The sequence below is a fragment of the Methylocystis iwaonis genome (assembly GCF_027925385.1).
Taxonomy (GTDB): Bacteria; Pseudomonadota; Alphaproteobacteria; order Rhizobiales; family Beijerinckiaceae; genus Methylocystis; species Methylocystis iwaonis.
The window spans coordinates 2,379,234-2,405,897 of record NZ_AP027142.1 but is presented as its reverse complement, the minus strand read 5'-3'; the positions used below and the strand labels follow the sequence as shown (position 1 = coordinate 2,405,897).

Sequence of the window (26,664 nt, the reverse complement as noted above, 5' to 3'; positions counted from 1 at the left end):
CTTATTCTCCTCCGATCTTTTTCGCTTCGACGGTGATCGGGAGAGAGGTGCCGGCCGCCATTTCCGGAAGCTTGAGCACCCAGCCATTCGCAAGCGTGACAGAGCCGCCCCACAGTTCGGGCCTCTCGACCTCGACGATCGGTTCCTCGAGATCCTTCTTTGGAACATAGGCCGAGAGGCTGCCTTCTGCGTCTCTGCGGATCATGACTTTCACGTTGCGCCTCTTTCGTTGGCGGGTTGCAAAGAGATTAATCAGGCTGGCTCAGGCAGGCTCGATTTCGTCCTCCAGGCAACCGATGACGAGCTGCGGCGAAAATTCGACGAGATAGATGACCATCTCCGTATCGACATGGGTTCCGATATTCACGATCTCACCCAAGTCGCCATTCTTGACCAGCAGCTCGTCCAGGGCGCGATCCGGGTACGAGCCATCATTGACGAGGTCGGTGGCGGCGCGCACACGCTGGCCCCAGTCATATCTCGCGCTCATCGGTCATCCTCTCTGTCGATCTCGACCATTTCCAGCTCTTTGCGTTTCATACCCACGCGATTGCCGGTAGATTCAAATTCTACGCCATAGATGTAGAACTGCTGCAGAAAGGTGCCGATATTGACGATGTAGCCAATCTCGCCCTTCTTCGCGAGAACTTCGCCAATGTCCTTGCCGGGGAAAGTGCCGTCGTTACGGATCGTGCGTTTTGCGCGCACCTTGTCGCCATAGTCGAAATAGGGCGGGCCATCGACTTCGACGTGATCGCTGTCTCTGCTGATATTTGTCATTGATCACTCCGCTTCTGCGTCATGATGACATTGGGGGATGTTTCCAGTCCGGCCGCCTTGCGCCGATCCCTTGCGCATTCGCGCACGAGCGGATCGTCGTCGTCGACCAGCGCGCCGATAAAGTTGACGTCGGCTCTCTGCGCCACTTCGTAACGAATGCGCCAATCGGCGTCTTTGATCAGCGTTTCGAGGTCGTCCGCTTCGAGGCGCTTGGCGGCTTCGAGACGCACGACCGGATCGTGGTCTCGCGTCAGACGCATGAGCGCCTCTTGCGCGATGCGGCTCGCAATGACTCGGCGCACGCCTGCGTCTTCGTCATTGATCATCAAAACGAGAAGGTCCGGCGGCAGCTTTTTCGCGACGGCCTGTCGCACCGCATAATCTTCGTCGTTGATCATCGGCAGCAGGTCGGTGCCCTCGAGGCGGAGCGCGATGCGGATGCGCACCTCGCGGTGCGGATCGTTGCGCAGGCGCAGAATGTAGCGGTTGGGGAGGCGGCGCGCGGCGCTCCAGCGAACGGCCTCCTCAGGATCGTCGAGCATCGCGGGCAGTAGAAAGATCTCCGCCGCCTTCGACGCGCAGGCCCGGACCTCGAAATAGCCGTGGGTGAGATAATTGCGCGCGAGATCGGGATTCCAGTCGAAGAAACGGTCGATGCGCCGGGCGTAGCGATCGTGCACGCAGGCGCGCAGCGGCTTGCAGCGCTCGGCGTTCAGGCGATCTTGATGGTCACAGTCCGCGCAATCGACGGCGTTTCCCTGCCAGTCGATTGCTTCGTCGATATCGTCAGTCGACATCTTCCAGCCCTCTGCGTTCGAGGACGCCGAGCAGCACTTTCGCGCCGATCTTGTCCGCCGGGTCGAGCTCCAGAAGCTTGTCGATCGCCGCGGCGCTTTCCTCGAAATCGCCGAGGCGCATGCTGAGATAGGCGTAGCCTTTCAGCGAGAACATGAAGAAGCGCGGGGCGATGGCGTCGTAGTCGCCGAAAGCGGCGTCTTGCGCCGTGACTTGCCGCCAGTCGAGCGGCAGCGAATTGTCGATCGCTGCGCGGGTCAGGCAGGATTCGGCGACGCCGAGACACTCCCTGAGGCGGCCCTTGTAGAAGTAGAAGCGGTAGAGGCCGATCAGCGTGGCCGGATGGGTCGGCGCGAGCGCGCGCGCCTCCATCAGATATTTATGCGCCACGTCATCCTGGTCGTAAGACAAGGCCGCGGCGTGCAAAAGGCGTTCGACCTCTTCCGGGAGCCCCTCTCCGAGGACGATGGAAGCAAGAAAGTCCTGCTCCGCCGCGCCTGTTTGCACTGCCGCGTCACGCGTCATGTCACACTCTCACGCCGTTTCCTCGAAGGCGGGAGCTTCGGTCTTGGATGAGCAACCGCAGCTCTTCGCCTTGGGATCGATGAAGGCGAAGCCCGTGGAGGTCGCCGTTTCCTTGAAGTCGATCGTCACGCCGTCGAGCAGCAGGCGGCTTTGCGCGGGCAAGAACATCTTGAACTGCGCATGCTGGAAAACCTGCTCGCCCTCTTTCGGCGCGGGCTCGACGGAGAATTCCGCCGACATGCCCGAGCAGCCGCCCGGCGACACGAGGAGACGAAGGCCATAGCCCGGGCCGCCGTCGAACATGACGAGGCGGCGGATGAATTTTTCAGCGGCGGGGGTGAAGGCGATATTCATTAGGCGCTCGGCTGGTAGCGGGGGAGGGAGTTGTCGATGACGCAGGTGTCGTCCACCGGGCAGACGGCGACGCATTGCGGAACGTCGAAGTAGCCGATGCATTCCGTGCATTTCTTGGGATTGATAACGAAAGTGCCGTTCTTCTCGGAGATGGCGACGTTCGGGCATTCCGCCTCGCAAGCCGAGCACGACGTGCATTGAGAAGCGACAATCTTGTAAGTCATGACCTGAGCTCCTTTGCTTGGCTTCGGAGCAAGCTCCTCGAGAACCTGCTCCGACATCTCGATAAAGCGCGATTTGTTATCGATCGGGCGTTTCCGCCCGATCGGAAGCGCGCTACGCGTCCACGGAGACGAAGGCGCCCTGACGGATCGTGGCGTCGCCGCGTGTGACATGGGTGATCTCGCCGCTCTTGATCTTGGCGAGGTAGTCTTTGAAGTAGGCGATCGCCGACTGCTCGATGAACTCGTAGGCGTATTGATCCACGGGTTCGATGCCGGCCTTCAGCAGATCTTCCTTGGGGCAGTGGCCGATCTTGGCGACGAAGACCGCGGTGCAGTCGTTGATCGCGCGGATGACAGTCTCGAGCGCCTCTTCCTCGCCATAGCCGCCCTGGCAGTAGAGGTCGACGCGACGATGGCCGACGAACTTCGCGCCATTGCTGGAGAGTTCGTAAATCTGGAACTCGTCGGCATGGCCGAAATGCTCGTTGATGCGGCCCGAGCCCTTGGTCGCGACGGCGACGAGGATCTTGAGATCCGCGTTTTCGCCAGCGAGCGTTTCCAGCTCGGCGTTGCGCGCGGCGACTTTCGCCTGGCGCTCTTCCTCGACCTTCTCCTGATAGGCCTGACGCGCGGAGAGGTCGTAATTGACATCCATCTCCATGATCTTGTCGGTCGTGAATTCCGCGCTGCGGTCTTCGCCGAGCAGGCCCACCGCGTCGGCGCGGCACTGGCGGCAATGGCGCATCATGTTCATCTCGCCTTCGCAGCTATCCTGCAGCGCCTTCAGCTCCTGCGCGGACGGGCCGCGTTGGCCGTTGAGGCCGAAGACCGTGCCATGCTCGGGCGACGAGATGAGCGGCATGATGTTGTGCAGGAAGGCGCCGCGCGACTTCACCTCTCTGTTCACCGTCACGAGATGATCGTCGTTGATGCCCGGGATCATCACCGAGTTGACCTTGCAGAGGATGCCGTTCGCCGTCAGCATCTCGAGGCCCTTCAACTGACGATCGGTGAGGATCTTCGCGGCTTCCTTGCCGGTGACGCGCTTATGCTTCCAGAACACCCAGGGGTAGATCTCAGCGCCGATGTCCGGGTCCGTCATGTTGATCGTGATCGTGACGTGATCGACGTTGAACTTCTTGATCGTCTCGACATGGTCGGGCAGCGAGAGACCATTGGTCGAGAGGCAGAGCTTGATGTCCGGAGCGGCTTCCGAGATCAGCTCGAAGGTCTTGAACGTCTTGCCGGGATTGGCGAGCGGGTCGCCGGGGCCGGCGATGCCGAGCACCGTCATCTGCGGAATGGCGGAGGCCACCGCGAGCACTTTCTTGGCGGCTTGCTCGGGGCTCAGCTTCTCGGAGACGACGCCGGGACGCGATTCATTGGCGCAGTCATATTTGCGGTTACAATAGTTGCACTGAATGTTGCAGGCCGGCGCGACGGCGACATGCATGCGCGCATAGTGATGGTGGGCTTCTTCGCTGTAGCAGGGGTGGTTCTTGACTTTCTCCCAGATTTCGGTGGGCATGTCGTTTTCGCCCGCGCCGGTGCCGCAGCTAGCTTTGCCGCTGCCGCCCGACGTGCCGCAGCCTTTGTGCTCGGCCATCTTCTGCATGATGTCGTCGAGCTGCGCGGGTGCGGGAGTGGGTTCGGCTTCATAGGTTTCGAAAGAGCGAGAGTCGTCCATTGCGTAATCCTCTCAAGCATTTTGTTGTGGTCCCCCTGAGGGGGCGTCTGGAACAATTCCAATGTCGGCCGTTGGCGTTGGCGGGTTGACCGCAACAAGCGTGCCATGGGTAAATATCTGCAGTAACTAATTGGAAATGCTGTCGTAGAAGGTTTGGCTGGCCGCCTCGGAAAGGCGCGGCGAGTTGTCGCAAAGCCTTCGGACAAATGTTCGCAAGGCGACATTCAATCGAGCGCGTCACATGCACTCGAAATGGGCGCCAACGGAAGCGGCGCCAGGGACAATTTCGTGGCGCCTTCTTTGTTTTTATAATCGTTCCAATGACTAGGCGGCTTTTTGCAATAGCTTGATCTTCCATGTCTTATCGATGATTTCGGCGTTGGCGTGATGCTTGCATATATGACGTGATGCACAACAACGCCTGTCATGAGGCTCCCATGGGTCTTGAACTCGGCGGCTCCATTGGCGCCCCTCCCCCGCGCACGATGGTTTCCGGCGAAACCGCGCTGGTCGGTATCTACGAAATCTCGAAACTGCTCGCGTCGCCGAACCGGTTGGAGAATGTGCTCGCGGGCGTCTTGACGCTTCTCTCCAGCTTTCTCGATATGCGGCATGGGTTGATCGCGCTGCTCGATTCAAAGGGCGCGCCCGAGGTTGTCGTCGGCTCGGGGTGGAGCGAGGGCGCGGCGAAAGTGTTTTTCGATCGGCTGCCCGAGCGCGCCGTCGGGCAGATCGTTGCAACGAAAATGCCGGTCGTCGTCGACGACGTCGCGACGTCGCCGCTCTTCGAAGGGATGGACCTTGCCGACTGGGGAAACGAAGACGGCCAGTCCTTCTCGATGATCGGCGTCCCGATCAAGGATGGCGACGCCGTTGTCGGCACGCTGACCGTCGATCGGGCGCGCAACACGCGCTCGTCGGTGCTCTTTGATCACGACGTGCGCTTTCTCACGATGATCGCCAATCTGGTCGGGCAGACGCTGCGGCTTCACAAGCTCATCGCGCGCGATCGCGAGAGATTGATGATCGAAAGCGCCTGGCGCGAGAAATCGGCCATTCCGCCGGAAGTGAAGGCCGAAGGCCTCAAGGGGATTGTCGGCGACAGCCCCGCAGTACGCGCCGTGGTCGAGAAAATTCGCATCGTCGCCAAAGCGAAATCGACGGTTCTGCTGCGCGGCGAATCAGGCACCGGCAAGGAGTTGTTCGCCGCAGCGATCCACGATCAATCGCCACGGCGCAACAAGCCCTTCGTCAAGCTCAATTGCGCGGCCTTGCCCGAAAGCGTGCTGGAATCCGAGCTTTTCGGCCATGAGCGCGGCGCCTTCACCGGCGCGGCCAATATGCGCAAGGGCCGCTTCGAGCTGGCCGATGGCGGCACGCTGTTTCTCGATGAGATCGGCGAGATCACGCCAGCCTTCCAGGCAAAGCTTCTGCGCGTGCTGCAGGAGGGCGAATTCGAGCGTGTTGGTGGCGCGCGCACGTTGAAAGTCGACGTTCGACTCGTTTGCGCGACCAACCGCAATCTCGAAGAAGCGGTGCAGCGCGGCGAATTCCGCGCGGACCTCTACTATCGCATCAGCGTCGTGCCGATCTTCTTGCCGCCGCTGCGCGACCGAAAGGGCGACCTCGATCTTCTGGCCAATGAGTTCCTGCGCCGCTTCAACACGGAGCAGGGCGGCAAGCTGAAGCTCTCCGAATCCGCGATGAGCGTGCTCAACGAATGCGGCTTCCCCGGCAATATTCGCGAGCTGGAGAACTGCATCTATCGCACGGCGACTCTCGCCCATGGCGACATCATCATCGACAAGGATTTCTCCTGCCGAAAGGACGGCTGTCTTTCCTCCATCCTCTGGAGCGGCTCATCGTCGAAATGGCCGACGGGGGTGACGCCGCTGCCGATCGTCGCGCCGCAACCGGTGCGCCCGCCCGCGCCGCCGCCCCCCGCCGAGGCGCCGAGCGTTTGCGCGCCGGCTCCTGGCGACACCTGTCCCGGCGCCGAGAACTGCACGGTCATCGAGAAAGACCCGCGCACCGATTACGAGAAGCTCGTGGACGCGATGGAGCGCGCCGGCTGGGTAAAGGCGAAGGCGGCGCGTCTTCTCGGCCTCACGCCGCGCCAAATCGGCTATGCGCTGCAGAAGCATGGGATAGAGGTCAAGAAGTTCTAGCGCGTCGTCACAACCGCGGCCGATGACCTAACGCCGCTCCGCTCTACATTCACGTTCAGTTCGAGCGGCAGGGGCGTTTCATGGAAAGTTCGGTCTATAAAATTGTCGAACTCGTCGGCACCTCGCCAGACAGCGTCGAAGGGGCGATCGGCACGGCGATACAGCGCGCCGGATTGACCTTGCGCAATCTCCAATGGTTCGAGGTCGTGCAGATCCGCGGCCGCATCGACAAGGGCAATGTGGAGACATATCAGGTGACGATAAAGGTCGGCTTCACGCACGACCGCGAGACAGAATAATATGGGGTCGAAGCCATCCCCGACGCTCGCGCCGCTTTGACACATAGGAAATCGCCGCCGTCATTGCGAGGAGGCGAAGCCGACGAAGCAATCCAGGGCCGCCCTGGATTGCTTCGCTTCGCTCGCAATGACGGGCTCTGGGCGTGCGGGCCTTCGAAGAGATCCGCTTGCTTTGCTCAGTGTCATTCCCGACGCTCGCGCAGCGAGCGATCGGGAATCCAGAGCAACACGAGCTACGATGGCTCTGGATTTCCGGTCGGGCCTTCGGCCCGCCGGGAATGACGAAGCTCCATAAGAGCGTTCAAACGAAAATGGTATGAATGTCGCAAAACGCCGCGTTAATGCCCGCGGCTCTTGCCATTGCCGATATTCGTCCAAAAGCGCGTGCCCGCGGCAATGATTTCCTGCGTGTCGGAGAGCATGCGGCGTGCGTCTTCGGTGGCCATTTCCATATGTTTGACCGTCCAATTCTGGAAAATGTTGGCGGTTTCCGTGAAAGATTTGGCCGCGGTGAGCTTATTGGCGAAGTCGGCGGCGATGGAAGCCTCGCTCTGCATCCGGTCGAGCCATTTGCGGTTGGAGTCCTGAATGCGGTCCCAGAACTGAGTCTGGGCGTCGGTAAAATCCTCGATCCTTTGCCGTCCCTCGCTCATAATGTCCGAAGCCGCCCTCGTGGCGCCGCCGCGTTCTCCCCGGCGCTCCTCTTGCTGGGTCATTTTGCGCTCCCGTTCTCGAGTTTTCATGGCCAGCCGCCCCGGCAAGGCTATATAGGTCGGGCGCCATAAGGAGCCTCCCCGGCGCGCCACTTTCTTTTGCGGCGCGGGAGGGTTCTTTCGCGCATGCGCACTCGACAAACGCCGCCCCCTGCTGTAAGGGGAGCAGCCTCAACTAAAACAGCGTTCCGAAACGCTCGTCGGCCGAAAGGCTACAGACGAAACGGCAGGAGTTTTTTATGAACATCATCGAGCAGCTCGAGGCCGAACAGGCCGCCAAGCTCATCGAAGGGAAGGCGATTCCCGACTTCCGTCCCGGCGACACGGTCATCGTGAACGTGAAGGTGAAGGAAGGCGACCGCAGCCGCGTGCAGGCCTATGAGGGCGTCGTGATCGCCCGCAACGGCGGCGGCCTCAATGAGAGCTTCACCGTGCGCAAGATTTCCTACGGCGAGGGCGTCGAGCGCGTCTTCCCGGTGCATGCGCCCCTGATCGATTCGATCAAGGTGGTCCGCCGCGGCAAGGTCCGCCGCGCCAAGCTCTATTACCTGCGCGATCGTCGCGGCAAGTCGGCCCGCATCGCCGAGCGCGTCGAGACCAAGCCCAAGGCCGCGAGCGAGTAATCCTTACGGATTACGAGACTATTTTCCGCCGCCCGGCGCCGAGAGGCTCCGGGCGGTTTTGTTTTGGGCGATGCGGTCCCTCTTCCCGCTTGCGGGGAGAGGAGCAGAGCGTGGCCGTCATGCGCCGTTGAGGATCAACTGGAACTACGACAAGGCTGGGCGCGAGCCGCCTCCCTCCCCCTTGCGGGGAGGGATCAAGGGTGGGGGTCGTCTCAGTGATGAGAATGCGGCGCGGCTGCCGCCGCCTATTTGTCCAACGGCCCGTTCAAAATCCAACGATGCCCAAACGGATCGCGCAGCGTCGCGTAACGCGTGCCCCAAAACGAATTCGTCGGCTGCGTTTCGATCTTGGCGCCGAGCTTGGCGGCGCGGGAGCAGGTGTCGTCGACTTGCTTGCCCGTGTCATATTCCAGGCTGATCGAGACGGTGGCGCTGTCGCCGGGCATGGGGACGCGCGTCTGGCCGAGCTCAGGAAAGAAATCCGCGAGCATCACCGAGGCGCCGTTGATCAGCAATTCACAATGGGCGATGCGCATACCGTCGACCGAGGGCATCAGCGCGCGCTGCTTGGCGTCGAAGGCGCCTGTATAGAAGGCGATGGCCGCGGCCGCCGGGCTGACGGTGAGGTAAGGCGCAACCCTCGGTCTGTTCATCAGGCTTCCTCCGGCGGGACGTCGAGCGCGTCGCCCCATTCTTTCCTGCGAATGCTTTCATAGCGAGCCTTATCGCGCTTTGGCAGGAAAATTTCCGCCGATCCATTCGCGTCGCAGAGCTTTACAGTAACGCCAGCCTTGTTGTGGCGCGGGGGCGCGAGGATGCGCGCCTTGGCGCTTTCGCCCTGGCGCGCCGCTATGAGGTAGCTGTATTTCTCGTCTTCGAACGGCGCCGCTGCGCCTTTCAGCAATTTATGTTCTCTGGAGCGTGGCAGCCGCACCGAAAAGTGGCACCAGTCCGGAGCCGCGAGCGGGCAGGGGCGCGCATGGGCGCAAGGCGCGAGGATGGTCGCGCCTTGCGCAATCAGCCGCGCGCGCACGCCCATCAGCCTCTGGTGATCACGCGGCGTCCCCGGCTCGAGGATAAATAGCGCGCCGCCGGTCCGCGCCCAAAGCCTCTCGGTGACGCCCGGCAAATCCGCGTCGCCGAGCTCGGTCAGCGCATAGGCGACGGCGACCAGGTCGAACTTGTCTTCGAGGTTCGGCAGGCGCGTCATATCGCCGGCGACAGCCTTGGCCGCCGTCAGCAGCCCGGCCTCGGCAGCGAGGGTCTCACCCATCGCCAGAAAGGCGCGGCTGCTGTCGACCATCTCGATGCGACCCAGCGCTGGCCAAACCGCGCTGGCGGCGTAGCTTGCCGCGCCCAGCCCGCAGCCGACGTCGAGCAGGCTCTTCGGCGCAAAGCCAGGCTGCTCCTCCGCAAGCCGATCCAACACGGTGACGGCCGCGGCGTAAGTCGCGGGCATTCTCGTGAGCGCATAGGCGAGCGCGTCGGTCTCGTCGCGGATCGCCGCATTCGTGGGCTTATGGGCGCGATAGTTCGCGGAAAGACGCTCGGCGCTCTCGGCGAGCGCCTTGCGCGGCCGGCGCTCCAATTGCGCCGCGAGCGCCGCGGCGAGTCCGGCGGGCAAAGCGGGGGAGGTCACGAGTCAACCCCGGGAATCCCGGGCGTGAGCGAATCCCTCGCCTTCACGGGGAGGCTGGCGCGCGAAGCGCGGCTGGTGGGGTTCGGTCCCAGCCGCAGCCGTTGCGGCTTTGGCCCCACCCGGCGGCCTGCGGCCGCCGACCTCCCCGTAAAGGGGAGGTATGGGGTCCCTCCTCGCCAGACTGCCATTTGCCCAATCGGGAGGGGATGCGAACGCTCTTCCATGGCGCTTGCGTTACGGTTAGAAGACCCTCAATTCAAGTGGGGCCGCAAGAGCGGCGTTAAGGAAAGACCATGTCCAATTCGACCGGGCCGCGCACGCTTTACGACAAGATCTGGGACGACCATGTCGTCGACCGCCAGGATGACGGCGCCTGCCTGCTCTATATCGACCGCCACCTCATCCATGAGGTGACGAGCCCTCAGGCTTTCGAAGGCCTGCGCATGTCCGGCCGCAAGGTCCGCGCGCCGCAGAAGACGCTCGCCGTCGTCGATCACAATGTGCCGACCACCGACCGCTCGCTCCCGATCGAAGACCCGGAGAGCAAGGCGCAGGTCGAGCAGCTCGCGGTCAACGCCAAGGAATTCGGCGTTGAATATTACAATGAGCACGACCACCGTCAGGGCGTCGTCCATATCGTCGGGCCGGAGCAGGGCTTCACGCTGCCGGGCATGACCATCGTCTGCGGCGACAGCCACACCTCGACGCATGGCGCCTTTGGCGCGCTGGCGCATGGCATCGGCACTTCCGAGGTCGAGCATGTGCTCGCGACCCAGACGCTGATCCAGAAGAAGGCCGCGAATATGCTGGTGCAGGTCGACGGCAAGCTCGCCGACGGCGCCACGGCCAAGGACATCATCCTCGCCATCATCGGCGAGATCGGCACGGCTGGCGGCACGGGCCATGTCATCGAATTCGCCGGCGAAGCCATCCACGACCTTTCGATGGAAGGCCGCATGACCGTCTGCAACATGACGATCGAGGGCGGCGCCCGCGCCGGCCTCATCGCGCCGGACGAGAAGACCTTCGCTTATCTGAAGGATCGCCCCAAGGGACCCAAGGGCGAGGCCTTCGACATGGCGCGCAAATATTGGGAGACGCTCTACACCGACGCGGGCGCCCATTTCGACAAGATCGTGAAGCTCGACGCCGCCAATCTGCCGCCGATCGTCACCTGGGGCACGAGCCCCGAGGACGTCGCCCGCATCGACGGCCGCGTGCCGACCCCCGATTCGGCGAAGAGCCCGCAAAAGCGCGCCGCGATCGAGCGCGCGCTCGCCTATATGGGCCTCGCGGGCGGGGAGAAGATGACCGACATCGAGATCGACCGCGTCTTCATCGGCTCCTGCACCAACGGCCGCATCGAGGACCTTCGCGCCGCCGCGAAGATGGTCGAGGGCAAGAAGGTCGCCGAGCGCGTCAACGCCATGGTCGTGCCGGGCTCTGGGCTCGTGAAGGAACAGGCGGAGGCTGAGGGGCTCGATAAGATCTTCCTGGCCGCCGGTTTCGAATGGCGCGAGCCGGGCTGCTCCATGTGCCTCGCCATGAACCCGGACCGCCTCGCGCCGGGCGAGCGCTGCGCCTCGACCTCGAACCGCAACTTCGAAGGCCGCCAGGGCTTCAAGGGACGCACCCATCTCGTCTCCCCCGCCATGGCGGCGGCGGCGGCGATCGCCGGACGCTTCGTCGACGTGCGTAGCTGGGGATAAGCGGCGCCATCTCCGTTTGAACAGCCCGCGTGGGGCTTGTCATTCCCGGCGGGCTGAAAGCCCGACCGGGAATCCAGAGCCACAAGAGCGCTGGTTCGGCTCTGGATTCCCGATCGCTCGCTTTGCGAGCGTCGGGAATGACTTAAGCCGCCGCGCGCACGCGGTTGCGGCCCGCGGATTTCGCAGCATAAAGCGAATGATCGGCGCGTCTGAGGACGGCCTCGGCGTTCTTGTCGGCAGGGTCCGACGCGGCGACGCCGATGCTCGTCGTCACCGTGAGGCGGTTCCCTTCGTGCAGGAAAACCGCGAGTTCGATGGCGTTGCGCAGACGTTCCGCCATAACCAACGACTCTTCGAGCGTCTGCTCGACGATCAGAACAACCAGCTCGTCGCCGCCGAGCCGGCCGATGGCGCAATTCACGGAGCCCGCGGTCTGGCGCGCAATCTCGACCACTTGCGCGATGACGGCGTCGCCGGCGGCATGTCCGTGATTGTCGTTGATCGTCTTGAAGCGATCGATGTCGATGACGATCGCGCAGAATTTATCTTTCTCTCTGCGTTCCGCGAAAGCCTTGTCGGCAAATTCCGTAACCCCGCGCCGGTTGAGCGCGCCGCTCAGCGGGTCCGTGCGCACCAGCTTCTCCAGCTCGAGGCGCATTTCTTCCAAGCGCATGGAAAAACGCGCAATCGTCCAAACCATCCAGGGCGCGAGCATCAGCGGGATGACGACCGCCCGAATGAGCGATGGGCCCATTGGCGTGCCCGCCCAAAGGCTGCTGACCACGACGACGGCGATTGCAACCGTGATGGCGATCGCCGTGAAAGCGCAGACCAGGCGTATCGATTCTTTCTTGGTGCGCGGCTCGAAGAGACGTCTTGCGCCTTTGAGCATGCTGAACTCCGCAAACACTGGGAAATTTTCCCGGATAGAGCGCGATACTCTGGCGAGAGAATCCTTAATCGTCTCGAAAGTGCTTCATTAAATTGTTGCGAAAACTGAGGAGTTGTTTCGTCACGGCAGAAAATGGCATAGTTCGAATCATGGCTGATGCATCACTTGAATGGGCACAATTGAGCGCGCCGACGCTTGCTGAAATCGAAGCGCTCGCTGACGCGGCCTTTGCGGCGTTGCCCGAGAAATTCACCCGCCTCTGCGAAGGCGTTGTGTTCCACGTCGAAGACTTCCCCGACGAGGAGACGCTCGACGAGATGGAGTGCGAGACAGAGTTCGATCTTCTCGGGCTCTTCCGCGGAAAGGGCCTGCCGGATGGCGCGCATCTCGCCGAGACCGGGGCCGAGCCCAACATGGTCTGGCTCTACCGTCGGCCGATCCTGGATTTTTGGGCGGAGAGCGAGGACACGCTCGGCGACATCATCACCCATGTGCTCGTGCATGAGATCGGCCACCATTTTGGCCTTTCCGACGCGGATATGGAAGAAATCGAGCGCGGCGCGGTTCTGTAGATTCTCCGGCGCAGTCAAAAGCGGGTCAGGAGAGGCCGAACGCGTCGAGCGTCGGCTTCACGGATGGCGGCGTCGCGGGGAGGAGCTCGGCCAGCGCCTATTGCGCTTGGAGCCGGGAGAGAATCTCGCTCGCATCGACCGGCCGGCTAAAACGGAATCCCTGGAAGAAGTGGACGCCCGCCCCGCGGAGAAATTGCTGCTGCTCGGCGGTTTCGACGCCTTCCGCGGTGATATGCATGCCAAGCGCGCGTCCGATGTTCACGATGGCGTGGATGATGACGGCGCTCGCCGAGCTCGATTCGATATGCGAGACAAACATCCTGTCGACCTTCAACTTGTCGAAGGGAAGCGACAATAAATAACTGAGACCGGAGTGGCCGGAGCCGAAGTCGTCGAGCGCGATGCGCACGCCGTGATTTTGGAGAACGAGCATTTTCGTCCGCGCCAGATCGAGGTCGACGACCGCCAAAGTCTCCGTGAGTTCGAGCTCCAGCCGTGACGGCTCCAAGCCCGTTTCACCCAGAATTTTCAGGACGGCCTCGGGAAACCGCTCTTCTTTGAATTGGCGTGGCGAAACATTGACCGACACGATGACGCCCGGCCATTTGCGGGCGTCGAGACAGGCTTGCCGCAGTACGAAAAGACCAAGCTGATCGATCAGCCCGGTTTCCTCCGCGATTGCGATGAAGTCTGACGGCGGCGTCTCGCCGCGAACAGGGTGGCGCCAGCGACAGAGCGCCTCGACGCCGACCATTGTCTCGCCCTTCGAGTCGATGATCGGCTGATAGAGGAGTCGGAAATCGCCGTCTTTCAGAGAGCGGCGCATGTCCCTCGCCATCCGTTCGTGATCACGCGTCTTCCGGCGTAGGAAACCAAACATGAGAAGCCCGTCCAAGGTAACGCAGCGCAAATCATCCGCCAATTGACGCGATTTACCATTTGCGCGGCGTGAATGGCGAGGCGGATTTAAAATTGACCGCGCGTCGGCGCAGCGAACATCCCATCGGCCGTAGATGGGGCTGGGTCAGGATACAGCTTTATCCTCGCCGTCTGGGCTCCATTGGTGAGAACGACGCCATCGCTCTCGATCGCGGAGACGGTCCAGGAGTCGATCGTTTCGCCGATCTTCTTCCAGAAGCCGTCGGGCGACTCGGGCGAGGTGACAAAAGCCTGCGTCACATTCTTATTCTTGACGATGGCGCTGACCGTCAATCCGGGGGGCGCCGCGGCCATTTCAGCCGCCATCGGCGCCGCCGCCTTCGCGCTCTTCGGCGCGGGCTTGCGGTTCTTCGAGAAAATCGGCCGCGATAGTGTCTCCGTGTCGGCGCTTGCCGGCTTGGGCGGCGCGAGCTCGGCGACAGAAAGGGTCGGCGGCGTCCAGTCGGGGGCGGAGACGGTTGCCTCCGAACCGATCGGCCCGAGGAATGCGAATGCGGCAAACAGCGCCGCGAGGAGAGTAGCCGCCGCGAGGACCGCCAGCATGATCGCCGACAAGGGCGACAGGCGCGCTTTCTGAATCGGCGAGACGAACAGGCTCGAGCGCCCGAAGAACTCCTTAAGGCTTTGCGCGAGTTGGTCGGGTCTCATTGGCGGCCCTTCTGCGGCGCGCCGCCGAACACGTCGAACTGAGCCTCGATCTCCGTTTCGCCCTGTTGCGGCGCGCCCCACATCATCGCCTGGTTGCGCAGCGTCGCGGCGGCGATAATCATCAAAGGCGGCTCGCCTTCGAGCGCGCGCGCCAGCGCATGCAGATTCTCATAGCTGCCGACGACGTCGAGGCGCGCGCCCACGAGCGTGACGCCCTGGAACGGTTTCTCCGGCAGCATCTGGATCGATCTGACGGTGACTTGCGCGCTTTCGGCGATCGATTTGAGGCGCGCCTGCAAATTGGCGTTGATGACGCCGTCGCTATCGCCGTCGAAAAGCTCGCCGCGGCCATTGGTGTCGGCGACCTGCCGCGCGTAATCTTGAATCTGCCCCTCGTGCAGCGCGACCGCTTCGTAACGCGCGAGCGTCTGGCGGCGCTCGGCAATCGCTTCGGCGCCATCGGCGATCATGCGGCGCGCCGGTTCGATGAAGAGGAGGTAGAAGAGCGCAAGGGCCAGCAGATTGACGCCGACGAATAAAGCGCGTCCTCCTCGCGGGCCTTGAAGGAAGTCCTTCCAGTTCATTTCGTGGACCCCGGCTTCTTCTCGAACTTCACCTGAAGCGAAAAGCCCTCGCGCTTTTCACGCGGATCGGGGGTGATCGGGGCCGTCAAACCAGCGTCTGCGAAGAGGGGCGATTTGTTGAAGAGCGCCGGCAGGCCGACGGCCGAATCGGCGAAGCCGACAAGGTCGATGGTTTTGTCATTAGGCTTCGTCTCGCTGAAGCGAAAATCGGTGGCGTAGGCTCCGTCCGGCATAACGCGCGCTACTTCTTCCCAGAGATCGGCGAATAGCGGTTCGTCGCGCCGCGCCTTGCGCAACACCGCAAGGAGACGGCTTTCCGCCGAGGCGCGGTCGACGACCTGTCGCACTTTCGCCGCGCGCGCCGACATCTCCTGAATCTTTGCGTCGAGTTCTTCATTGAGAGCCGATTGGCGCCACAGCGTCGCGCCGAAGCCCGCCGCGAGGAGGAGGGCGGTCGCCGCGGATAGGCCGATCGCGATATTGCGAAAGGAGTGGGAGACTTCTGTCTTGCCGCCGATGACGATCGACGGCGCTTCGGCCGCGGCGTCGCGCAACCCGACCGGCTTGATGAAGGAAATATCGCCTGGCGCGAGTCCCGCGGCCGCAATCGCGCCGTCGATGAAGTCGCGGCGCAAGATCCACAGGCTCACCCGCAGCTTGTCCGCCGACGCCGGATGCGCGGCGATCGTGTGGCCGTAGACGACGTCGGCGAGCCGGAACGGCGTCTTCCGCTCTATATCGGCGATCAGCAGCCTCGGGAGATTGGCCTGAGCGACGGCAGGGATGTCGAAGCGGCGCACGAAGAAGGCAGAACCGTCGATCTCCAGCCTGATCCGCGCGGCCTGACGGGCGACGCCGCGGCGCGCCAGCGCTTCGTCCAATGACGACGCCGCGATTTCGTCGGCGGAGAGGCTCCAAAGCGGCGCGCCGCGGGCGTCGAGGAGCCAGAGGTTTCGCTCTCCAGCCCTGAGAACGAGCTGACGATCGCCCCGGTCGGTCAGCCAGGCGAGCGTCTCGGGCGGAAAGAAGGCGAAAAACTCGCGTCGGTACCAAGCGAAAAAGCGGTCGGCCGCCGGCTTGAGCGCGCCTTCGACGACATCTCGCGTCCAGAACTCGCTTGGCAAGGACAGGAGACTCCGGAGCAGAGTGACGATAACCCGGTGCGGCCATGACCGCCTGGGTCCGAGCTAGCAACGAAAGCTCTACTCCACAAAAGGCGCGGTCTTCAACCGCGCGCGACGCTGCTCTCGCGTCTCGGCGGACGCGGCGTCATGCGTCGCCCCGACGATCGCGCCCAGCGCCGACGCCGTGAAGGTCATGGGGCCGCCGAAGGGTTTGCGTTTAGAGAAAGGCTCGAAATGGTCTGCGGCGAGGATCGCGGCGTTTTCCGGAAGCCCGCCGGGCGGGTCGAAGCCCGGCCGCAAAGGCTCGTAAGGCCGGGATACCGGGGCATAGGGGAAAAGCCGGGCAGGCGTATCGACGGCAAGAGTGGGGGCCGCCCCGGCGCCCTTCGCCGAGGCCACCATCTCGACTCCGAGCGCCATCGGCGTGAAGACGACGGCTTCGTCTTGCGTCGCATAGCTGAGCGCGTCGCCCGCTTGGGGGTCTGGTCGGCTCGCCGTGCACAGGCGGAAACGCATGCGGCAGTCTGCGCTCGAATCGAAGCGCGGCGCGAGCGCGCGGAGCTGCAATTGCGCATTGGCGAATGCGCCGGCGCATTCCCGATCGGTGAAGGCGCCCGAAGCGGCGCAAGCCTCGCGCGTGGCGAAAAAGTAGGTCTTGCCAATTGTCGCCGCTTCGGCGGTCGGCGCAGAAAGCGCCAGAAGCGCGACGCAAGCGCCTTTGAATCCATATGTTCGCCATGTCTGGCGGGGATTCGCGGCGATCGACGTTCGAGCGCTGGACATCGGTGGGATCGTTCGACCTAGGCTCAGGCTAAAGGCGCAATTTAACCCAGAATAGGACATTCCGGCGTCGAAAGCTCTCGAATTCGTCCTTATTGCGAAGATCGCCGTCTATCGCTAGTGCTTGGTCCGGTGTTGATCCAGCGAAGGGTCGTCGATGGCGGCGCAGACCGAATTTCCGGGGCAGGCCGCGCATTCCGGGCCCAATGCGTGGCCGGACGCGAACAGCCCCGAATTCGCCGAGGCCTTCGGCGCCTTCATCCTGCGCGAAAAGGCGATCGACGAACTTGCTCTGCAGCGCTCGCAGCGCGCGGCCTTACAAAGCGGCGAGCGGTTCGATCATGTGCTGACCAAGCTCGGCCTCGTTTCGGAAGTCGATCTGTGCGGCCATTTGGGGAAATTCCTCGGCATTCCGCAACTGGAGACCGGCGAGATTCCGATGGAGCCGCCGCTGCGCGCGGAGATCCCGGAAAAATTCATCCACGCCAACCGGCTGTTGCCGCTTGCGGTCGATGAGCGGCGTCTGCGGCTCGCGGTGACCGATCCGCTCGATCTCGAACCGGTTCAGGCGCTGTCCTATTCGACAGGCTATGAGATCGAGCTGAGGCTCGCGACGCCGGCGCAGTTCGATAAAGCCTGGTCGTCTCTTTATGGCGCAAAGCAGGACGGCGTTTCGCTCGTCGATAATGACGCGCGCGCCAATGACGCCAGCGAATTCGACCTTCAGCGTCTGCGCGACATCGCCAATGAGGCGCCGGTCGTGCGGCGCGTCAATCAGATCATCGGCGACGCGATCGAAGCCCGGGCGTCGGACATTCACATCGAGCCGTCGCTCGAAGCCGTGCAAGTGCGCTATCGAATCGACGGCGCCTTGCGGACGGCGGAGACGCTGCCGCCGGGCCTGAAGGCCGCCATCGCCTCGCGCATAAAAATCATGGCGCGGCTCGACATTGCCGAGCGCCGCCTGCCGCAGGACGGGCGCATCAAGCTCGCCATTCGCGGCGTCGACATCGACTTTCGCGTTTCGACCCTGCCGACGGCGCATGGCGAGAGCATCGTGCTGCGTATTCTCGACCGCAGCCAGATCGCGCTCGATTTCGACAAGCTCGGCTTCGAGCCGCAGACGACCGAGCAATTGCGCAAGGTGATGCGCAATCCGAACGGCATCGTGCTCGTCACCGGCCCGACCGGCAGCGGCAAAACGACGACGCTCTATACGGCGCTCAAGGAGCTGACGACGCCGGACGTGAAGGTCTTCACTGTCGAGGACCCCATCGAATATCAGCTTGCCGGCGTCAATCAGGTGCAGGTGCAGCCGGGGATCGGGCTCGATTTCCCCAATACGCTGCGCGCCATTCTGCGCCAGGACCCCGACGTGATCATGATCGGCGAGATTCGCGACGCCGAGACGGCGAAGATCGCCATTCAGGCGTCGCTCACCGGCCATCTCGTCTTCTCGACGCTGCACACCAACAGCGCGGCGGCCTCGATCACGCGTCTCATCGACATGGGGGTCGAGAATTACCTCATCGCCTCGACCGTGAAGGCGGTGCTGGCCCAGCGTCTCGTGCGCCGCCTCTGCCAATGCGCGGGGCCGCTGGAGACTCGCGCGCAGGTTCGCGCGCAATTTGCCGGAGAGCCTTTCGCGAAGGGGCCCGACAGACTCTCATCGCCCAGGGGCTGCCCCCATTGTCGGAATCTCGGCTACACGGGCCGCTCCACCATCGCGGAGCTTCTCATCATGAATGACCGTATGCAGCGGCTGGTTTGTGAGAGCGCGCCCGATGCGCAGCTCGAAGCCGCGGCGCGCGAAGCCGGCATGACCACCATGTATCAGTGCGGCATGACCAAAGCCTGGCGCGGCGAGACGACGATCGAGGAAGTCGCGCGCGTCACGCGAATGGATTGACGCTCATGCCGATGTTCAAATATCGCGCCTATAGCGGCTCGGGCGATTTGCTGGAGGGCGAGATCGAGGCGCGCACGGTCGCGGAAGCTGAGGACGCGCTGTTCCAGCGGGGCGTCACGCCTTTCGAGACACGCGCCGCCAAGACGGAAGGCGCTGCGCGGCTGACGCAAATCTCCTTCGGCAAGCGCGGCCCGAACGCGGCGCAGATCGCCTCCTTCACGCGCGAATTCGCGACTCTGGAGCAGGCGGACGTGCCGCTTGATCAGAGTCTGCGCATCCTTTCCGCGCAAAGCCCGACGCCGGCGCTCCGTGAGCTGGCGCAGGAGATTCTGGCGCGCATCGTCGACGGCGCCTCGCTCTCCGACGCTCTGTCGCGGCGGCCCGACATTTTCGGCCAGGAATATGTGAATGTCGTGCGAGAGGGCGAGACCGTCGGCAAGGTCGGCCCCGCGCTTTCCGATCTCGCCGAAATGCTGGAGCGCCGACTGGAGTTGAAGGCGCGGGTGCAGAGCGCGCTGATTTATCCGGCTTTGCTCATCACGCTCGCCATTGTGGCGACGGGCGTCGTTCTCGGCACGCTCGTCCCGAGCATCGCGCCGATCTTTGCCGACAATGGCAAGGACATGCCGGCGGGCCTGCAATTCATCCTCAATGTCGAGGCTAATCTCGGAAACATTGCGCTCGTTCTCGCGGCCGTCGGCGGCGCAATTGCGGCCTTGTACAAGATGGCGCAGTCTCGTCCGGCGTGGCTCATCGCCCTCCACCGCTTCTATCTGCGCATTCCAATCGTCGGATCGCTGCTCGCGCAATTCGCGACGGCGCGTTTCGCGCGCACGCTGGGCTCGATGCTGAAGGCCGGCGTTCCGCTGCTTCAGGGCTTGGAAAGCGCGCGCACGGCGGTCTCGAACCAGTTCCTCAATCATGAGCTGGCCGGCGTGATCGAGGCGGTGCGCGGCGGCGCGCATCTCAGCGGGTCTCTCGCCAATGTGCCTTATTTGCCGCCCGTCGCGTTGCAGATGGTCACGATCGGCGAAGAGACGGCGCAGCTCGGCGACATGCTGCTGCGCGTCGCCGCCATGTTCGAACGCGAGACCCAGCGCTCCATCGAAAGAGCGATGGGCCTGCTGACGCCGATGCTCACCATCTTCATCGCCACCGTCGTCGGCGGCCTGATCATGACGGTGATGGACGCTGTGCTCAGCATCAATGATCTTGCGGTCAAATGATGCGGCGCCGACGCCTTCCGCCGCGCCGGCGCGCCGGCTTCACAATGCTGGAGTCGCTCGTCGTGCTGGCGCTGATCGCGCTCCTCGCCGGCATGGCCTCGCAACTGCTGCGTCCGCCCTCCGCCCGCATGCGGCTCGAGGCGGCGACGCGCGGCTTTTGCGCGACGTTGCGCGCCACCCGCTCGCGCGCCATCGTGACCAATGGCGAGGCGGCCGTCATTATCGACCTCTTCGCCAAGACTTATGCGTCTCCGGTCGGCGGCGTCGGCAAGCTGCCGGCCGACGCCCAGATCGCGCTCGACATCGCCAATACGCAGCGCCTGTCCGAGAGAACCGGCGCTATCACATTCTTCCCCGATGGCGGCTCGACAGGCGGCGACATGGTCTTGCAGACCCCCGAAGCGCGGGCGACGATCTCGATCAATTGGCTGACAGGCGAGGCCAAATGCGCGCTCGGCTGAAATCCAGGCAAGGATTTTCCCTCATCGAGTCGCTTGCGGCCTTCGCCATCCTCGCCATGACGTTGTCGCAGCTTCTCAACGGCGTCAGCGGCGGGGTCCGCAACGAGACGCGCGCCGATTTCCTGTTGCGCGCCGCGCGCCAGGGGGCGTCGCAACTGGACGCGCTGGGGGCGGACGGGTCGGTTCCGCTTGGCGAGACGAGCGGCCGCTATCCCGACGGTCTCTATTGGTTTCTGTCGGTCGCGCCGGGCCGGACCGTCGCTGGGCCGGGCGGCGCTCCCGTGGCCACAAGCTTCCATGCGCGTCTGACGATCAAGAAGCCTTCTGGTTTCGGCGAGACCTTCACGCTCACGACGGTGAAGATGAAAGCCGTGGACCCCCGTCAGGCGTCGTCGCCGCTATGAAGCGACGCGCGCCCGATGGCTTCACCCTGCTGGAGCTTCTGCTGGCGATCAGCATCCTCTCGCTGATCACCGGCTCGATCCTGGGCGGCATCCATCTCGGGCGGCGAACATGGGAAGCAAGCCGCGCCGGCGACGCGCTGGATGAAGTCGAATCCGCGGTGAGGGCAACGACCGGATTGATCTCCAGGAGCTATCTGGTTCAGACCGAGCCGGCGATGCAAACGACTCAGCCGGGGACCTCAGGCTCCTTTCGCGGCGCGCGGGACGCTTGTCGTTTCATCGCTTTGAGCGAGGGCGGCGGGCAGTGGGGCGGGCTCATCGTCACGGAAATCGGCGTCGACAACGGCCCGGATGGGCCGGAGCTCGCCGTCTGGACCAAGCCTTATCGTCCCACGGACGGGATCGCGCCAGCGCGCGCCGGGATGCGGAAGACGGTGATCCTCAGTAATCTCGCCGACCTGCAATTTTCCTTCTTCGGCAGCCAGCAGCAGGCGCCGATGGGGTTGCCGCAGCAGGGGCCGCCCCCCGCCTGGAGCCAGATCTGGAAAAGCCAGACAGGCATGCCGATTCTCGTTTCCGTAAAGATCGCCGCGAACAGAATGGGGCATACGCTAGCGGCCGACGCCACCGTCGCGCTCCGCCAGCAGTGATACCGTTTCCGTTTGAATAGGTGGGATTGGGGCTTGTCATTCCCGATCGCTCGCTGCGCGAGCGTCGGGAATGACACCGAACCGATCAAGCGGATCTCGTATGAAACGGTAGCTAGCCGGCTTCCAGCGGTCCGAAGACCCAGACGAGCCAGAGGCCGAGCGCCAGATGCGGGCCGAAGGGGATAGGCTGGCGCGCATTTTCGAGTGCGCCCTGCCGCAGCGCCACGACCGCCGAAATCAGGGCGGAGAACACGGCGTAAATCAGGGAAGACGGCAGGCCCGCAAAACCCAGCCAGATTCCGGCGAGCGCATAGAGCTTGGCGTCGCCCTCGCCAACCCCGGGGGCGCCCCGTAAGCCTTCATAAGCGAAAGCGACAAGGCGCATGGACGCATAACCGGCTGCGCCGGCGGCGAGCCGGGTCGCCGCCTCTTGTGGCGCGCCGATGAGGAAAGTCCCAAACCCGCAGAGCCCCAGAAACAGAACCGGCCCATCGGGGATGACGAAGTACCGGGCGTCATAGAGCGCGATCAGGCCGAGGGCGGGCAGGAGCATGAGGCTCGGGACCAGAAAGAACCCCATATCGGCCCATTGTCCCAGAAGCGCGAGGAGGGCGCAGGCGGCCGCCCAGGCCGCAGGGGCGAAGGCGCGCCCGTCGCCTCGCCACAGGAAGATGTCGCGCGCAAGCGGCGCCAGTGCGCGCCGTCGGCGTCGGCATCTCGCCAGCGAGGCCGTAAGAGAGACGCGGGGGAGGAATATGCGGTTCAAGGACGCCTCACGGCTCTGCTAAAATGAGACGAAATGGCGGCCATCCACAGGCTTCGCGCGGGGCGCCCCGGTCTTGCCGTCTCCGCGGCTCTCCTACGGCAGGCGTGGGTTGCCCTGTCGCCGCAGAATCTCCCTAACATGCAGCGACGTTTCATAATAGTTCAGCTCGAGCGGCTTATCCGAGCCCTGTTCTCGTGGCGACGCTTGCGCAAACGTGTTAAGCCTCGTCGCGTTCGAGTAGGCGTGGCGGCCAAATCACGGGTTTCGGATTTGCGTGTTGAAATTAAAGCCTCTCTTCTGGCTTTGGCTGTCGCGAGCGTCGCTGGGTGCGGGTCGACGACCGGGGCTGGCGGGGGCCCCCCGATCGCTGAGTGGAACGTCGAGCCGATCTCCCGTTCGGAGCGGAGCGACGGCGGCGGAAGGCGTTCAGAGGGGCTGCTGCGGCCCAGAACCGCCAATGGGCGGGCCCTTGTCGCCGAGGGCACCGGCAGGTTTATCGGCTCGAGCAGAGGGCGGTCCGGCCCATCCGATCCGGTTAACGAAGAGGGCGTAACCCTCAATCTGGCCAATCTCCCGATCCCGCAGGCGGCCAAAATCGTCGTCGGCGACATATTGGGCGCGGATTTCGTCGTCGATCCTAAGCTCGATGGCAAGGTGACGATCCATACCGCCAATCCGGTTCGCAAGAGCGCGGCGCTCGATCTGTTTCAGTCCGCGCTGCGGGTCGCCGGCGCGTCGGTCGTCAAATCCGGCACTATCTACAAGATCGTTCCGAGCGATCAGGCCGCCATTTCCGGCGAAGTAATCACCAGCGACTCCACGCCTCTCGACGCCGCCCAATTCGGCGAGGGCGCGCGCGTCGTGCAGTTGCGCTATGTGTCCGCCGCCGAGATGAAGCGCGTGTTGGAGCCGATCGCGGCGCGCGGGGCCATTGTTCGCGCCGACGACGCCCGCAACACATTGACGCTCACCGGCGCGCCCCAGGACCTCGCGACCCTGCAAGACGCCATCGACATGTTCGACATCGACACGATGAAAGGCATGTCTTTCGCGTTGGTGCCGGTGCGCAGCGGCGACGCCGACTTGCTCGCCGACGACCTCAAAAATGTCTTCGGCTCCGAAAAGGAGGGGCCGATGGGCGGGATGATCCGCTTCATCGGCAATAAGCGGCTCTCGTCGATCCTCGTCATTTCGTCGCAGCCGCAATATCTCGCCCGCGCCCGCACCTGGATCGAGAAGCTCGACGCCCGCGCCGAGCACGCCGAGAAACAGTTCTTCACCTATCGCGTCCAGAACCGTCCCGCCAAGGAGCTGATGACGGTTCTGACCTCGATCTTCGGCGCCAAGGGCCAGGGGGAGTCCAGCGTCTCGCCGCGTTTCGGCCAGTCGTCGCTGTCCTCGGGCAATGGCTTTGGCGGCGGCTTGGGCGGCGGGCAGGGGGCGACGAGCCCGCTCGGCGCGCTATCGGCGTCGGGACCGACGTCGGGCGTCAGCGGCGGCGGCGTTGCTTCGAACGGCGGCCTGGGCGGCGGCGGCGGGATGGGCGGCGGCCTCGGCGGGGGCGGCGGCTTGAGCGGCGGCGTCGGCAGTCCCAGCAGCATCAGCGGCTTCAGCGTTCCGGGCGGCGCGCAGAACGGCGCGGCGCAAGGGCCCACGCCCGCCGTCAGCATGGACAACGACCGCTACAAGATCGGCGTCGACGACGCCAAGAACGCCCTGATCGTCATGGCGACCCCAGAGGATTATCGTCGCATCCGGCAGGTGATCGAGACACTCGACGTGCTGCCGAACCAGGTCTTCCTGGAAGCCACGATCGCGGAGGTGAGCCTCAACGACACGCTGCGTTTCGGCGTTCGCTGGTTCATGCAGAGCCATTCCAACCTTTTCGGCTTTTCGAGCGGCGCGGGAAAAGCGCCGGCTCCCAATGATCTGCTCGGATCGAATCTCCTCGGCGCGCCGGTTGGCGCCGTGTTCCCCGGTTTTGCCTACGCCTTCCGCGCTCTCAATCAGCAGGTGACTTTCAATGCGCTGAACACGATCACCGACGTCAACATCATCTCGACGCCGTCGCTGACGGTTCTCGACAATCGCGAGGCGATGCTGCAGGTCGGCGATCAGATTCCCGTTCAGACGCTGACTAGCGTCTCGGCGATCGGCAATACGTTCAACTCGGTCAACTACACCAATACGGGCGTCATTTTGAAAATCACGCCGCATATCAGCGAGAGCGGGCGCGTGATGCTGGAGCTCGAGCAGGAGGTCTCCAATGTCGACCCCAACACCGCGGCGGGCAGCACGACGCCGACTATTCAGCAGCGCCGAGTGAAGACGCAGGTAGTCGTCAATGATGGCGAGTCCTTGATGCTCGGGGGGCTCGTGAAAGATCAAAATGGCAACGGCAGCGCCCAGGTGCCGGTCGCCGGCGACGTGCCGCTGGTCGGCAATCTGTTCAAGGACAAGGGCAATACGATCCTCAAGAGCGAGCTGGTGATCATGATCACGCCGCATGTGGTGCGCTCGCTCAGCGAAGGCCGCGAGATCACCGAGGAATATAAGCGCAAGCTGCTCAACATCTCGACGCGCGCGATCGGCCGCCCGCACGACATCGAGCAATCGGCGCGGCGCACCTTCCTCGATCCCTGGTCGAAAAGCCCTTGGCGCACCGACCGCGAGACGCGCTGATCAGCAGTCGGGAACGCCCGCTCCATTGCTCGCGATCACCTCGCGAAGCCTTTGCGCATATCTGGAGGAGCCGCGGCGCATTTCTTTGAGCGCGAACGGCTTGCCGCTCGACGGCCGCATATCGACAATTGCGTCCTTGGCGCTGGTCTGACCCGAGGCGAGCAGCGCTTCGGCGTGAATCAGATAGGCGCCGTGATCGGCGAGCTGAACGAAATTCATCGGAAAACGCGAGTCTTTGCGGTTGAGCTGGTTGGGGTAAGGCGTCGCCGCGAGTAGCCCGACCTGCTCCACCGGAAAGCTGCTGAGCGCCGCGAATAGCGCTGGAGGGCTCGTCTGAGGATCTATTCCCGGGCTGCGGGAGTGGACGGTGACGAGCGGGATCAAAGCTCGAAACAGCGCCGGATCGACGCCCGAAACCTGATCGAGCTCCAGAACTGTCTCGAACAAACCATGCTTCGGCTCGATGGGCTTATCCGACGCCGGCGTCGGGGCGATCTGACCCGGCGCCGCGGCCGTGCGGAAAGAGACGATCGCATTGGCGACGGCTTTCGCGGCGCGTTGGTCGAGCCCGATTCCGGCCAACGCCAGTTGCAGCAATTCCGGCGTCGCGGCGTTGAGGTCGATTTTGCCGCCTTCTTCCTCTATCGCCAGCGCGATTGCCGCGCCGTCGAGGACGCAGAAGCTCGGCGCGCCGTCATAGACGATTGGTTCGGCGTTTGGCCCCCCGACCGCCGCGTCGCGTTTCGAGAGCAGGGTCAGCGTGGCGAGATTGATGGCGCTTTCGGCGATGAAACTCGCCTGCGTTGCGCCGGCGATATTATGCGCGGTCTGCAGCCTCAGACGCCCCGACGTCATGAAGGCGACGACCATCATTGCAATCAGGCCCGTGCCCCAAATCACCGCGAGCAGGGCAAATCCCGCGCGCCTCTTGCGGCGCGCGGAAGCAAACTTAAATCGCGTCATTTCGACGGGGCGCTGCGGGATAGCGCGCCGGCGCCGCCTTCGCGCCCTTCCGGCCCGAGCGAGCCGACGTCGTAAGGCCCGCTCTGACCCGGCGCGCGGTAAAGATAAGCATGGCCCCAGGGGTCTTTGGGAACGCCGGCCGCTTTCAGATAGGGGCCGCTCCAGGAGGAGACGCCCGCCGGCCGCTGCACCAGCGCGTTCAATCCTTCCTCTGTCGAGGGATAACGACCCGCGTCGAGGTAGAAGAGATCGAGCGCGCTGGAAAGATTCTCCATTTGAATCTGCGCCGTCTTAACCTTGGATTCCGACAGATAGTTCAGCACGCGCGGCCCGACGAGACCGACGATCGAGCCGATGATCGCGAGCACGACCAGCATTTCGACAAGCGTGAAGCCGGCTCGACGGCCGCGAACGCGCAGGAAGCGATTACGGCGCGCCGTCCGCGCTTTCGACGATCGTTCAAATCCCTTTTGCATTTCTTATTTCCCGTTTTTCGCCGATTGCCTGCACGGCAAGCCGGCTTCCTGCCCCAATGACGATCGTGAGCG

General features: G+C 63.6%; 31 protein-coding genes. 11 read left to right on the top strand and 20 right to left on the bottom strand.

Annotation, left to right across the window (positions count from 1 at the left end; translation table 11 throughout):
* Window position 1: 1 nt before the first annotated feature.
* The 8 genes from nifT to nifB form a co-directional block, all read right to left on the bottom strand.
* Window positions 2-214, bottom strand: coding sequence for a putative nitrogen fixation protein NifT (gene nifT / locus QMG84_RS11705; protein ID WP_281928057.1), 213 nt, complete (start codon window positions 212-214; stop codon window positions 2-4).
* 48 nt (window positions 215-262) lie between these two features.
* Window positions 263-490, bottom strand: a complete 228-nt coding sequence (locus QMG84_RS11700; protein WP_202073352.1) for a nitrogen fixation protein NifZ — start codon at window positions 488-490, stop codon at window positions 263-265.
* Window positions 487-780, bottom strand: a complete 294-nt coding sequence (locus tag QMG84_RS11695; RefSeq protein ID WP_202073351.1) for a nitrogen fixation protein NifZ — start codon at window positions 778-780, stop codon at window positions 487-489. The genes QMG84_RS11700 and QMG84_RS11695 overlap by 4 nt, the downstream gene beginning before the upstream one ends.
* Window positions 777-1,577, bottom strand: coding sequence for a 4Fe4S-binding leucine-rich repeat protein (locus QMG84_RS11690; RefSeq protein ID WP_281928056.1), 801 nt, complete (start codon window positions 1,575-1,577; stop codon window positions 777-779). The genes QMG84_RS11695 and QMG84_RS11690 overlap by 4 nt, the downstream gene beginning before the upstream one ends.
* Entirely contained in the window at window positions 1,567-2,100 is a 534-nt protein-coding gene (locus tag QMG84_RS11685) for a hypothetical protein (RefSeq protein WP_202073349.1), read from the bottom strand. Before QMG84_RS11685 ends, QMG84_RS11690 begins: the two co-directional genes overlap by 11 nt.
* A 9-nt stretch (window positions 2,101-2,109) precedes the next feature.
* Window positions 2,110-2,454, bottom strand: a complete 345-nt coding sequence (locus QMG84_RS11680) for a HesB/IscA family protein (RefSeq protein WP_202073348.1) — start codon at window positions 2,452-2,454, stop codon at window positions 2,110-2,112.
* Window positions 2,454-2,678: a 4Fe-4S dicluster domain-containing protein gene (locus QMG84_RS11675; protein ID WP_281928054.1), complete on the bottom strand. Its 225-nt coding sequence runs from the start codon at window positions 2,676-2,678 to the stop codon at window positions 2,454-2,456. Before QMG84_RS11675 ends, QMG84_RS11680 begins: the two co-directional genes overlap by 1 nt.
* A 112-nt stretch (window positions 2,679-2,790) precedes the next feature.
* Window positions 2,791-4,293 carry a nitrogenase cofactor biosynthesis protein NifB gene (nifB, locus tag QMG84_RS11670; RefSeq protein ID WP_246744915.1) on the bottom strand — a complete coding sequence of 501 codons (1,503 nt, stop codon included), beginning with the start codon at window positions 4,291-4,293 and terminating at the stop codon, window positions 2,791-2,793.
* A 509-nt stretch (window positions 4,294-4,802) separates the two neighbouring features.
* On the opposite strand from nifB, the gene nifA reads away from it, so the two are divergent.
* Both nifA and QMG84_RS11660 read left to right on the top strand, forming a co-directional pair.
* Window positions 4,803-6,533 (top strand): nif-specific transcriptional activator NifA, encoded by a 1,731-nt coding sequence (gene nifA / locus QMG84_RS11665; RefSeq protein ID WP_281928053.1) that lies wholly within the window; start codon window positions 4,803-4,805, stop codon window positions 6,531-6,533.
* Window positions 6,534-6,613: 80 nt separating this feature from the next.
* Window positions 6,614-6,832: a dodecin gene (locus QMG84_RS11660; RefSeq protein WP_202073345.1), complete on the top strand. Its 219-nt coding sequence runs from the start codon at window positions 6,614-6,616 to the stop codon at window positions 6,830-6,832.
* A 338-nt stretch (window positions 6,833-7,170) separates the two neighbouring features.
* On the opposite strand, the gene QMG84_RS11655 is transcribed toward QMG84_RS11660, so the two are convergent.
* The gene (locus QMG84_RS11655) at window positions 7,171-7,548 is read right to left on the bottom strand and encodes a hypothetical protein (protein WP_246744905.1); all 378 of its coding nucleotides are present in this window, start codon (window positions 7,546-7,548) and stop codon (window positions 7,171-7,173) included.
* Between the two features lie 236 nt (window positions 7,549-7,784).
* Here QMG84_RS11655 and rplS point away from each other — a divergent pair, with 236 nt between their 5' ends.
* Window positions 7,785-8,168: a 50S ribosomal protein L19 gene (gene rplS, locus QMG84_RS11650; protein WP_202073344.1), complete on the top strand. Its 384-nt coding sequence runs from the start codon at window positions 7,785-7,787 to the stop codon at window positions 8,166-8,168.
* 245 nt (window positions 8,169-8,413) lie between these two features.
* Here rplS and QMG84_RS11645 read toward each other — a convergent pair whose 3' ends face one another.
* Window positions 8,414-8,821 carry a VOC family protein gene (locus QMG84_RS11645; RefSeq protein WP_281928049.1) on the bottom strand — a complete coding sequence of 136 codons (408 nt, stop codon included), beginning with the start codon at window positions 8,819-8,821 and terminating at the stop codon, window positions 8,414-8,416.
* Window positions 8,821-9,807 (bottom strand): small ribosomal subunit Rsm22 family protein, encoded by a 987-nt coding sequence (locus QMG84_RS11640; protein WP_281928047.1) that lies wholly within the window; start codon window positions 9,805-9,807, stop codon window positions 8,821-8,823. The genes QMG84_RS11645 and QMG84_RS11640 overlap by 1 nt, the downstream gene beginning before the upstream one ends.
* A gap of 293 nt (window positions 9,808-10,100) precedes the next feature.
* Here QMG84_RS11640 and leuC point away from each other — a divergent pair, with 293 nt between their 5' ends.
* The gene (leuC, locus tag QMG84_RS11635; protein WP_281928045.1) at window positions 10,101-11,516 is read left to right on the top strand and encodes a 3-isopropylmalate dehydratase large subunit; all 1,416 of its coding nucleotides are present in this window, start codon (window positions 10,101-10,103) and stop codon (window positions 11,514-11,516) included.
* A 142-nt stretch (window positions 11,517-11,658) separates the two neighbouring features.
* Here the strand turns inward: leuC and QMG84_RS11630 are convergent, their stop codons facing one another.
* Complete coding sequence (locus tag QMG84_RS11630; RefSeq protein ID WP_202072009.1) at window positions 11,659-12,408, bottom strand: GGDEF domain-containing protein; 750 nt, start codon at window positions 12,406-12,408, stop codon at window positions 11,659-11,661.
* A 149-nt stretch (window positions 12,409-12,557) separates the two neighbouring features.
* Between QMG84_RS11630 and QMG84_RS11625 the strand changes: the two genes are divergently transcribed.
* Window positions 12,558-12,980, top strand: a complete 423-nt coding sequence (locus QMG84_RS11625; RefSeq protein WP_202072008.1) for a metallopeptidase family protein — start codon at window positions 12,558-12,560, stop codon at window positions 12,978-12,980.
* Between the two features lie 97 nt (window positions 12,981-13,077).
* Here the strand turns inward: QMG84_RS11625 and QMG84_RS11620 are convergent, their stop codons facing one another.
* The 5 genes from QMG84_RS11620 to QMG84_RS11600 all read right to left on the bottom strand — a co-directional run bounded on the left by QMG84_RS11620 (window position 13,078) and on the right by QMG84_RS11600 (window position 17,058).
* Window positions 13,078-13,806 (bottom strand): putative bifunctional diguanylate cyclase/phosphodiesterase, encoded by a 729-nt coding sequence (locus QMG84_RS11620; RefSeq protein WP_281928042.1) that lies wholly within the window; start codon window positions 13,804-13,806, stop codon window positions 13,078-13,080.
* Between the two features lie 140 nt (window positions 13,807-13,946).
* Window positions 13,947-14,567: a hypothetical protein gene (locus QMG84_RS11615; protein WP_281928041.1), complete on the bottom strand. Its 621-nt coding sequence runs from the start codon at window positions 14,565-14,567 to the stop codon at window positions 13,947-13,949.
* Window positions 14,564-15,151 carry a type II secretion system protein GspM gene (gene gspM, locus QMG84_RS11610; protein WP_281928040.1) on the bottom strand — a complete coding sequence of 196 codons (588 nt, stop codon included), beginning with the start codon at window positions 15,149-15,151 and terminating at the stop codon, window positions 14,564-14,566. The genes QMG84_RS11615 and gspM overlap by 4 nt, the downstream gene beginning before the upstream one ends.
* Complete coding sequence (locus QMG84_RS11605) at window positions 15,148-16,275, bottom strand: PilN domain-containing protein (protein ID WP_281928039.1); 1,128 nt, start codon at window positions 16,273-16,275, stop codon at window positions 15,148-15,150. Before QMG84_RS11605 ends, gspM begins: the two co-directional genes overlap by 4 nt.
* A gap of 78 nt (window positions 16,276-16,353) precedes the next feature.
* Complete coding sequence (locus tag QMG84_RS11600) at window positions 16,354-17,058, bottom strand: DUF1190 domain-containing protein (RefSeq protein ID WP_281928038.1); 705 nt, start codon at window positions 17,056-17,058, stop codon at window positions 16,354-16,356.
* Between the two features lie 154 nt (window positions 17,059-17,212).
* Between QMG84_RS11600 and QMG84_RS11595 the strand changes: the two genes are divergently transcribed.
* From QMG84_RS11595 to QMG84_RS11575, 5 genes are read left to right on the top strand one after another with little or no spacing between them, the layout of a single operon-like run.
* Window positions 17,213-18,964, top strand: a complete 1,752-nt coding sequence (locus QMG84_RS11595; RefSeq protein WP_281928037.1) for a GspE/PulE family protein — start codon at window positions 17,213-17,215, stop codon at window positions 18,962-18,964.
* Window positions 18,965-18,969: 5 nt separating this feature from the next.
* Window positions 18,970-20,190: a type II secretion system F family protein gene (locus QMG84_RS11590; RefSeq protein WP_281928035.1), complete on the top strand. Its 1,221-nt coding sequence runs from the start codon at window positions 18,970-18,972 to the stop codon at window positions 20,188-20,190.
* A 44-nt stretch (window positions 20,191-20,234) separates the two neighbouring features.
* Window positions 20,235-20,651 carry a GspH/FimT family pseudopilin gene (locus QMG84_RS11585; RefSeq protein ID WP_281928033.1) on the top strand — a complete coding sequence of 139 codons (417 nt, stop codon included), beginning with the start codon at window positions 20,235-20,237 and terminating at the stop codon, window positions 20,649-20,651.
* A complete protein-coding gene (locus QMG84_RS11580; protein ID WP_281928032.1) occupies window positions 20,636-21,055 on the top strand; it encodes a type II secretion system protein in 420 nt (139 codons plus the stop codon). The genes QMG84_RS11585 and QMG84_RS11580 overlap by 16 nt, the downstream gene beginning before the upstream one ends.
* Complete coding sequence (locus tag QMG84_RS11575) at window positions 21,052-21,705, top strand: prepilin-type N-terminal cleavage/methylation domain-containing protein (protein ID WP_281928031.1); 654 nt, start codon at window positions 21,052-21,054, stop codon at window positions 21,703-21,705. The genes QMG84_RS11580 and QMG84_RS11575 overlap by 4 nt, the downstream gene beginning before the upstream one ends.
* 112 nt (window positions 21,706-21,817) lie before the next feature.
* Here QMG84_RS11575 and QMG84_RS11570 read toward each other — a convergent pair whose 3' ends face one another.
* Entirely contained in the window at window positions 21,818-22,471 is a 654-nt protein-coding gene (locus tag QMG84_RS11570; RefSeq protein WP_281928030.1) for a prepilin peptidase, read from the bottom strand.
* A 270-nt stretch (window positions 22,472-22,741) separates the two neighbouring features.
* Here QMG84_RS11570 and gspD point away from each other — a divergent pair, with 270 nt between their 5' ends.
* Window positions 22,742-25,153: a type II secretion system secretin GspD gene (gene gspD / locus QMG84_RS11565; protein ID WP_281928029.1), complete on the top strand. Its 2,412-nt coding sequence runs from the start codon at window positions 22,742-22,744 to the stop codon at window positions 25,151-25,153.
* On the opposite strand, the gene QMG84_RS11560 is transcribed toward gspD, so the two are convergent.
* Complete coding sequence (locus QMG84_RS11560) at window positions 25,154-26,116, bottom strand: type II secretion system minor pseudopilin (protein ID WP_281928027.1); 963 nt, start codon at window positions 26,114-26,116, stop codon at window positions 25,154-25,156.
* Window positions 26,113-26,592: a type II secretion system major pseudopilin GspG gene (gene gspG / locus QMG84_RS11555; RefSeq protein WP_202071996.1), complete on the bottom strand. Its 480-nt coding sequence runs from the start codon at window positions 26,590-26,592 to the stop codon at window positions 26,113-26,115. The genes QMG84_RS11560 and gspG overlap by 4 nt, the downstream gene beginning before the upstream one ends.
* Window positions 26,593-26,664: the final 72 nt, after the last annotated feature.

Coding starts and splice junctions, on each gene's coding strand:
- QMG84_RS11600 (WP_281928038.1), bottom strand. CDS start 17,058: ATGTCCAGCGCTCGAACGTCGATCGCCGCGAATCCCCGCCAGACATGG.
- QMG84_RS11580 (WP_281928032.1), top strand. CDS start 20,636: ATGCGCGCTCGGCTGAAATCCAGGCAAGGATTTTCCCTCATCGAGTCG.
- QMG84_RS11680 (WP_202073348.1), bottom strand. CDS start 2,454: ATGAATATCGCCTTCACCCCCGCCGCTGAAAAATTCATCCGCCGCCTC.
- QMG84_RS11685 (WP_202073349.1), bottom strand. CDS start 2,100: ATGACGCGTGACGCGGCAGTGCAAACAGGCGCGGCGGAGCAGGACTTT.
- QMG84_RS11595 (WP_281928037.1), top strand. CDS start 17,213: ATGGCGGCGCAGACCGAATTTCCGGGGCAGGCCGCGCATTCCGGGCCC.
- QMG84_RS11655 (WP_246744905.1), bottom strand. CDS start 7,548: ATGACCCAGCAAGAGGAGCGCCGGGGAGAACGCGGCGGCGCCACGAGG.
- QMG84_RS11700 (WP_202073352.1), bottom strand. CDS start 490: ATGAGCGCGAGATATGACTGGGGCCAGCGTGTGCGCGCCGCCACCGAC.
- QMG84_RS11630 (WP_202072009.1), bottom strand. CDS start 12,408: ATGCTCAAAGGCGCAAGACGTCTCTTCGAGCCGCGCACCAAGAAAGAA.
- QMG84_RS11575 (WP_281928031.1), top strand. CDS start 21,052: ATGAAGCGACGCGCGCCCGATGGCTTCACCCTGCTGGAGCTTCTGCTG.
- QMG84_RS11620 (WP_281928042.1), bottom strand. CDS start 13,806: ATGCGCCGCTCTCTGAAAGACGGCGATTTCCGACTCCTCTATCAGCCG.
- rplS (WP_202073344.1), top strand. CDS start 7,785: ATGAACATCATCGAGCAGCTCGAGGCCGAACAGGCCGCCAAGCTCATC.
- QMG84_RS11585 (WP_281928033.1), top strand. CDS start 20,235: ATGCTGGAGTCGCTCGTCGTGCTGGCGCTGATCGCGCTCCTCGCCGGC.
- gspG (WP_202071996.1), bottom strand. CDS start 26,592: ATGCAAAAGGGATTTGAACGATCGTCGAAAGCGCGGACGGCGCGCCGT.
- QMG84_RS11675 (WP_281928054.1), bottom strand. CDS start 2,678: ATGACTTACAAGATTGTCGCTTCTCAATGCACGTCGTGCTCGGCTTGC.
- QMG84_RS11645 (WP_281928049.1), bottom strand. CDS start 8,821: ATGAACAGACCGAGGGTTGCGCCTTACCTCACCGTCAGCCCGGCGGCC.
- QMG84_RS11590 (WP_281928035.1), top strand. CDS start 18,970: ATGCCGATGTTCAAATATCGCGCCTATAGCGGCTCGGGCGATTTGCTG.
- nifA (WP_281928053.1), top strand. CDS start 4,803: ATGGGTCTTGAACTCGGCGGCTCCATTGGCGCCCCTCCCCCGCGCACG.
- leuC (WP_281928045.1), top strand. CDS start 10,101: ATGTCCAATTCGACCGGGCCGCGCACGCTTTACGACAAGATCTGGGAC.
- QMG84_RS11615 (WP_281928041.1), bottom strand. CDS start 14,567: ATGAGACCCGACCAACTCGCGCAAAGCCTTAAGGAGTTCTTCGGGCGC.
- QMG84_RS11560 (WP_281928027.1), bottom strand. CDS start 26,116: ATGACGCGATTTAAGTTTGCTTCCGCGCGCCGCAAGAGGCGCGCGGGA.
- QMG84_RS11695 (WP_202073351.1), bottom strand. CDS start 780: ATGACAAATATCAGCAGAGACAGCGATCACGTCGAAGTCGATGGCCCG.
- nifB (WP_246744915.1), bottom strand. CDS start 4,293: ATGCAGAAGATGGCCGAGCACAAAGGCTGCGGCACGTCGGGCGGCAGC.
- gspM (WP_281928040.1), bottom strand. CDS start 15,151: ATGAACTGGAAGGACTTCCTTCAAGGCCCGCGAGGAGGACGCGCTTTA.
- QMG84_RS11625 (WP_202072008.1), top strand. CDS start 12,558: ATGGCTGATGCATCACTTGAATGGGCACAATTGAGCGCGCCGACGCTT.
- QMG84_RS11690 (WP_281928056.1), bottom strand. CDS start 1,577: ATGTCGACTGACGATATCGACGAAGCAATCGACTGGCAGGGAAACGCC.
- QMG84_RS11660 (WP_202073345.1), top strand. CDS start 6,614: ATGGAAAGTTCGGTCTATAAAATTGTCGAACTCGTCGGCACCTCGCCA.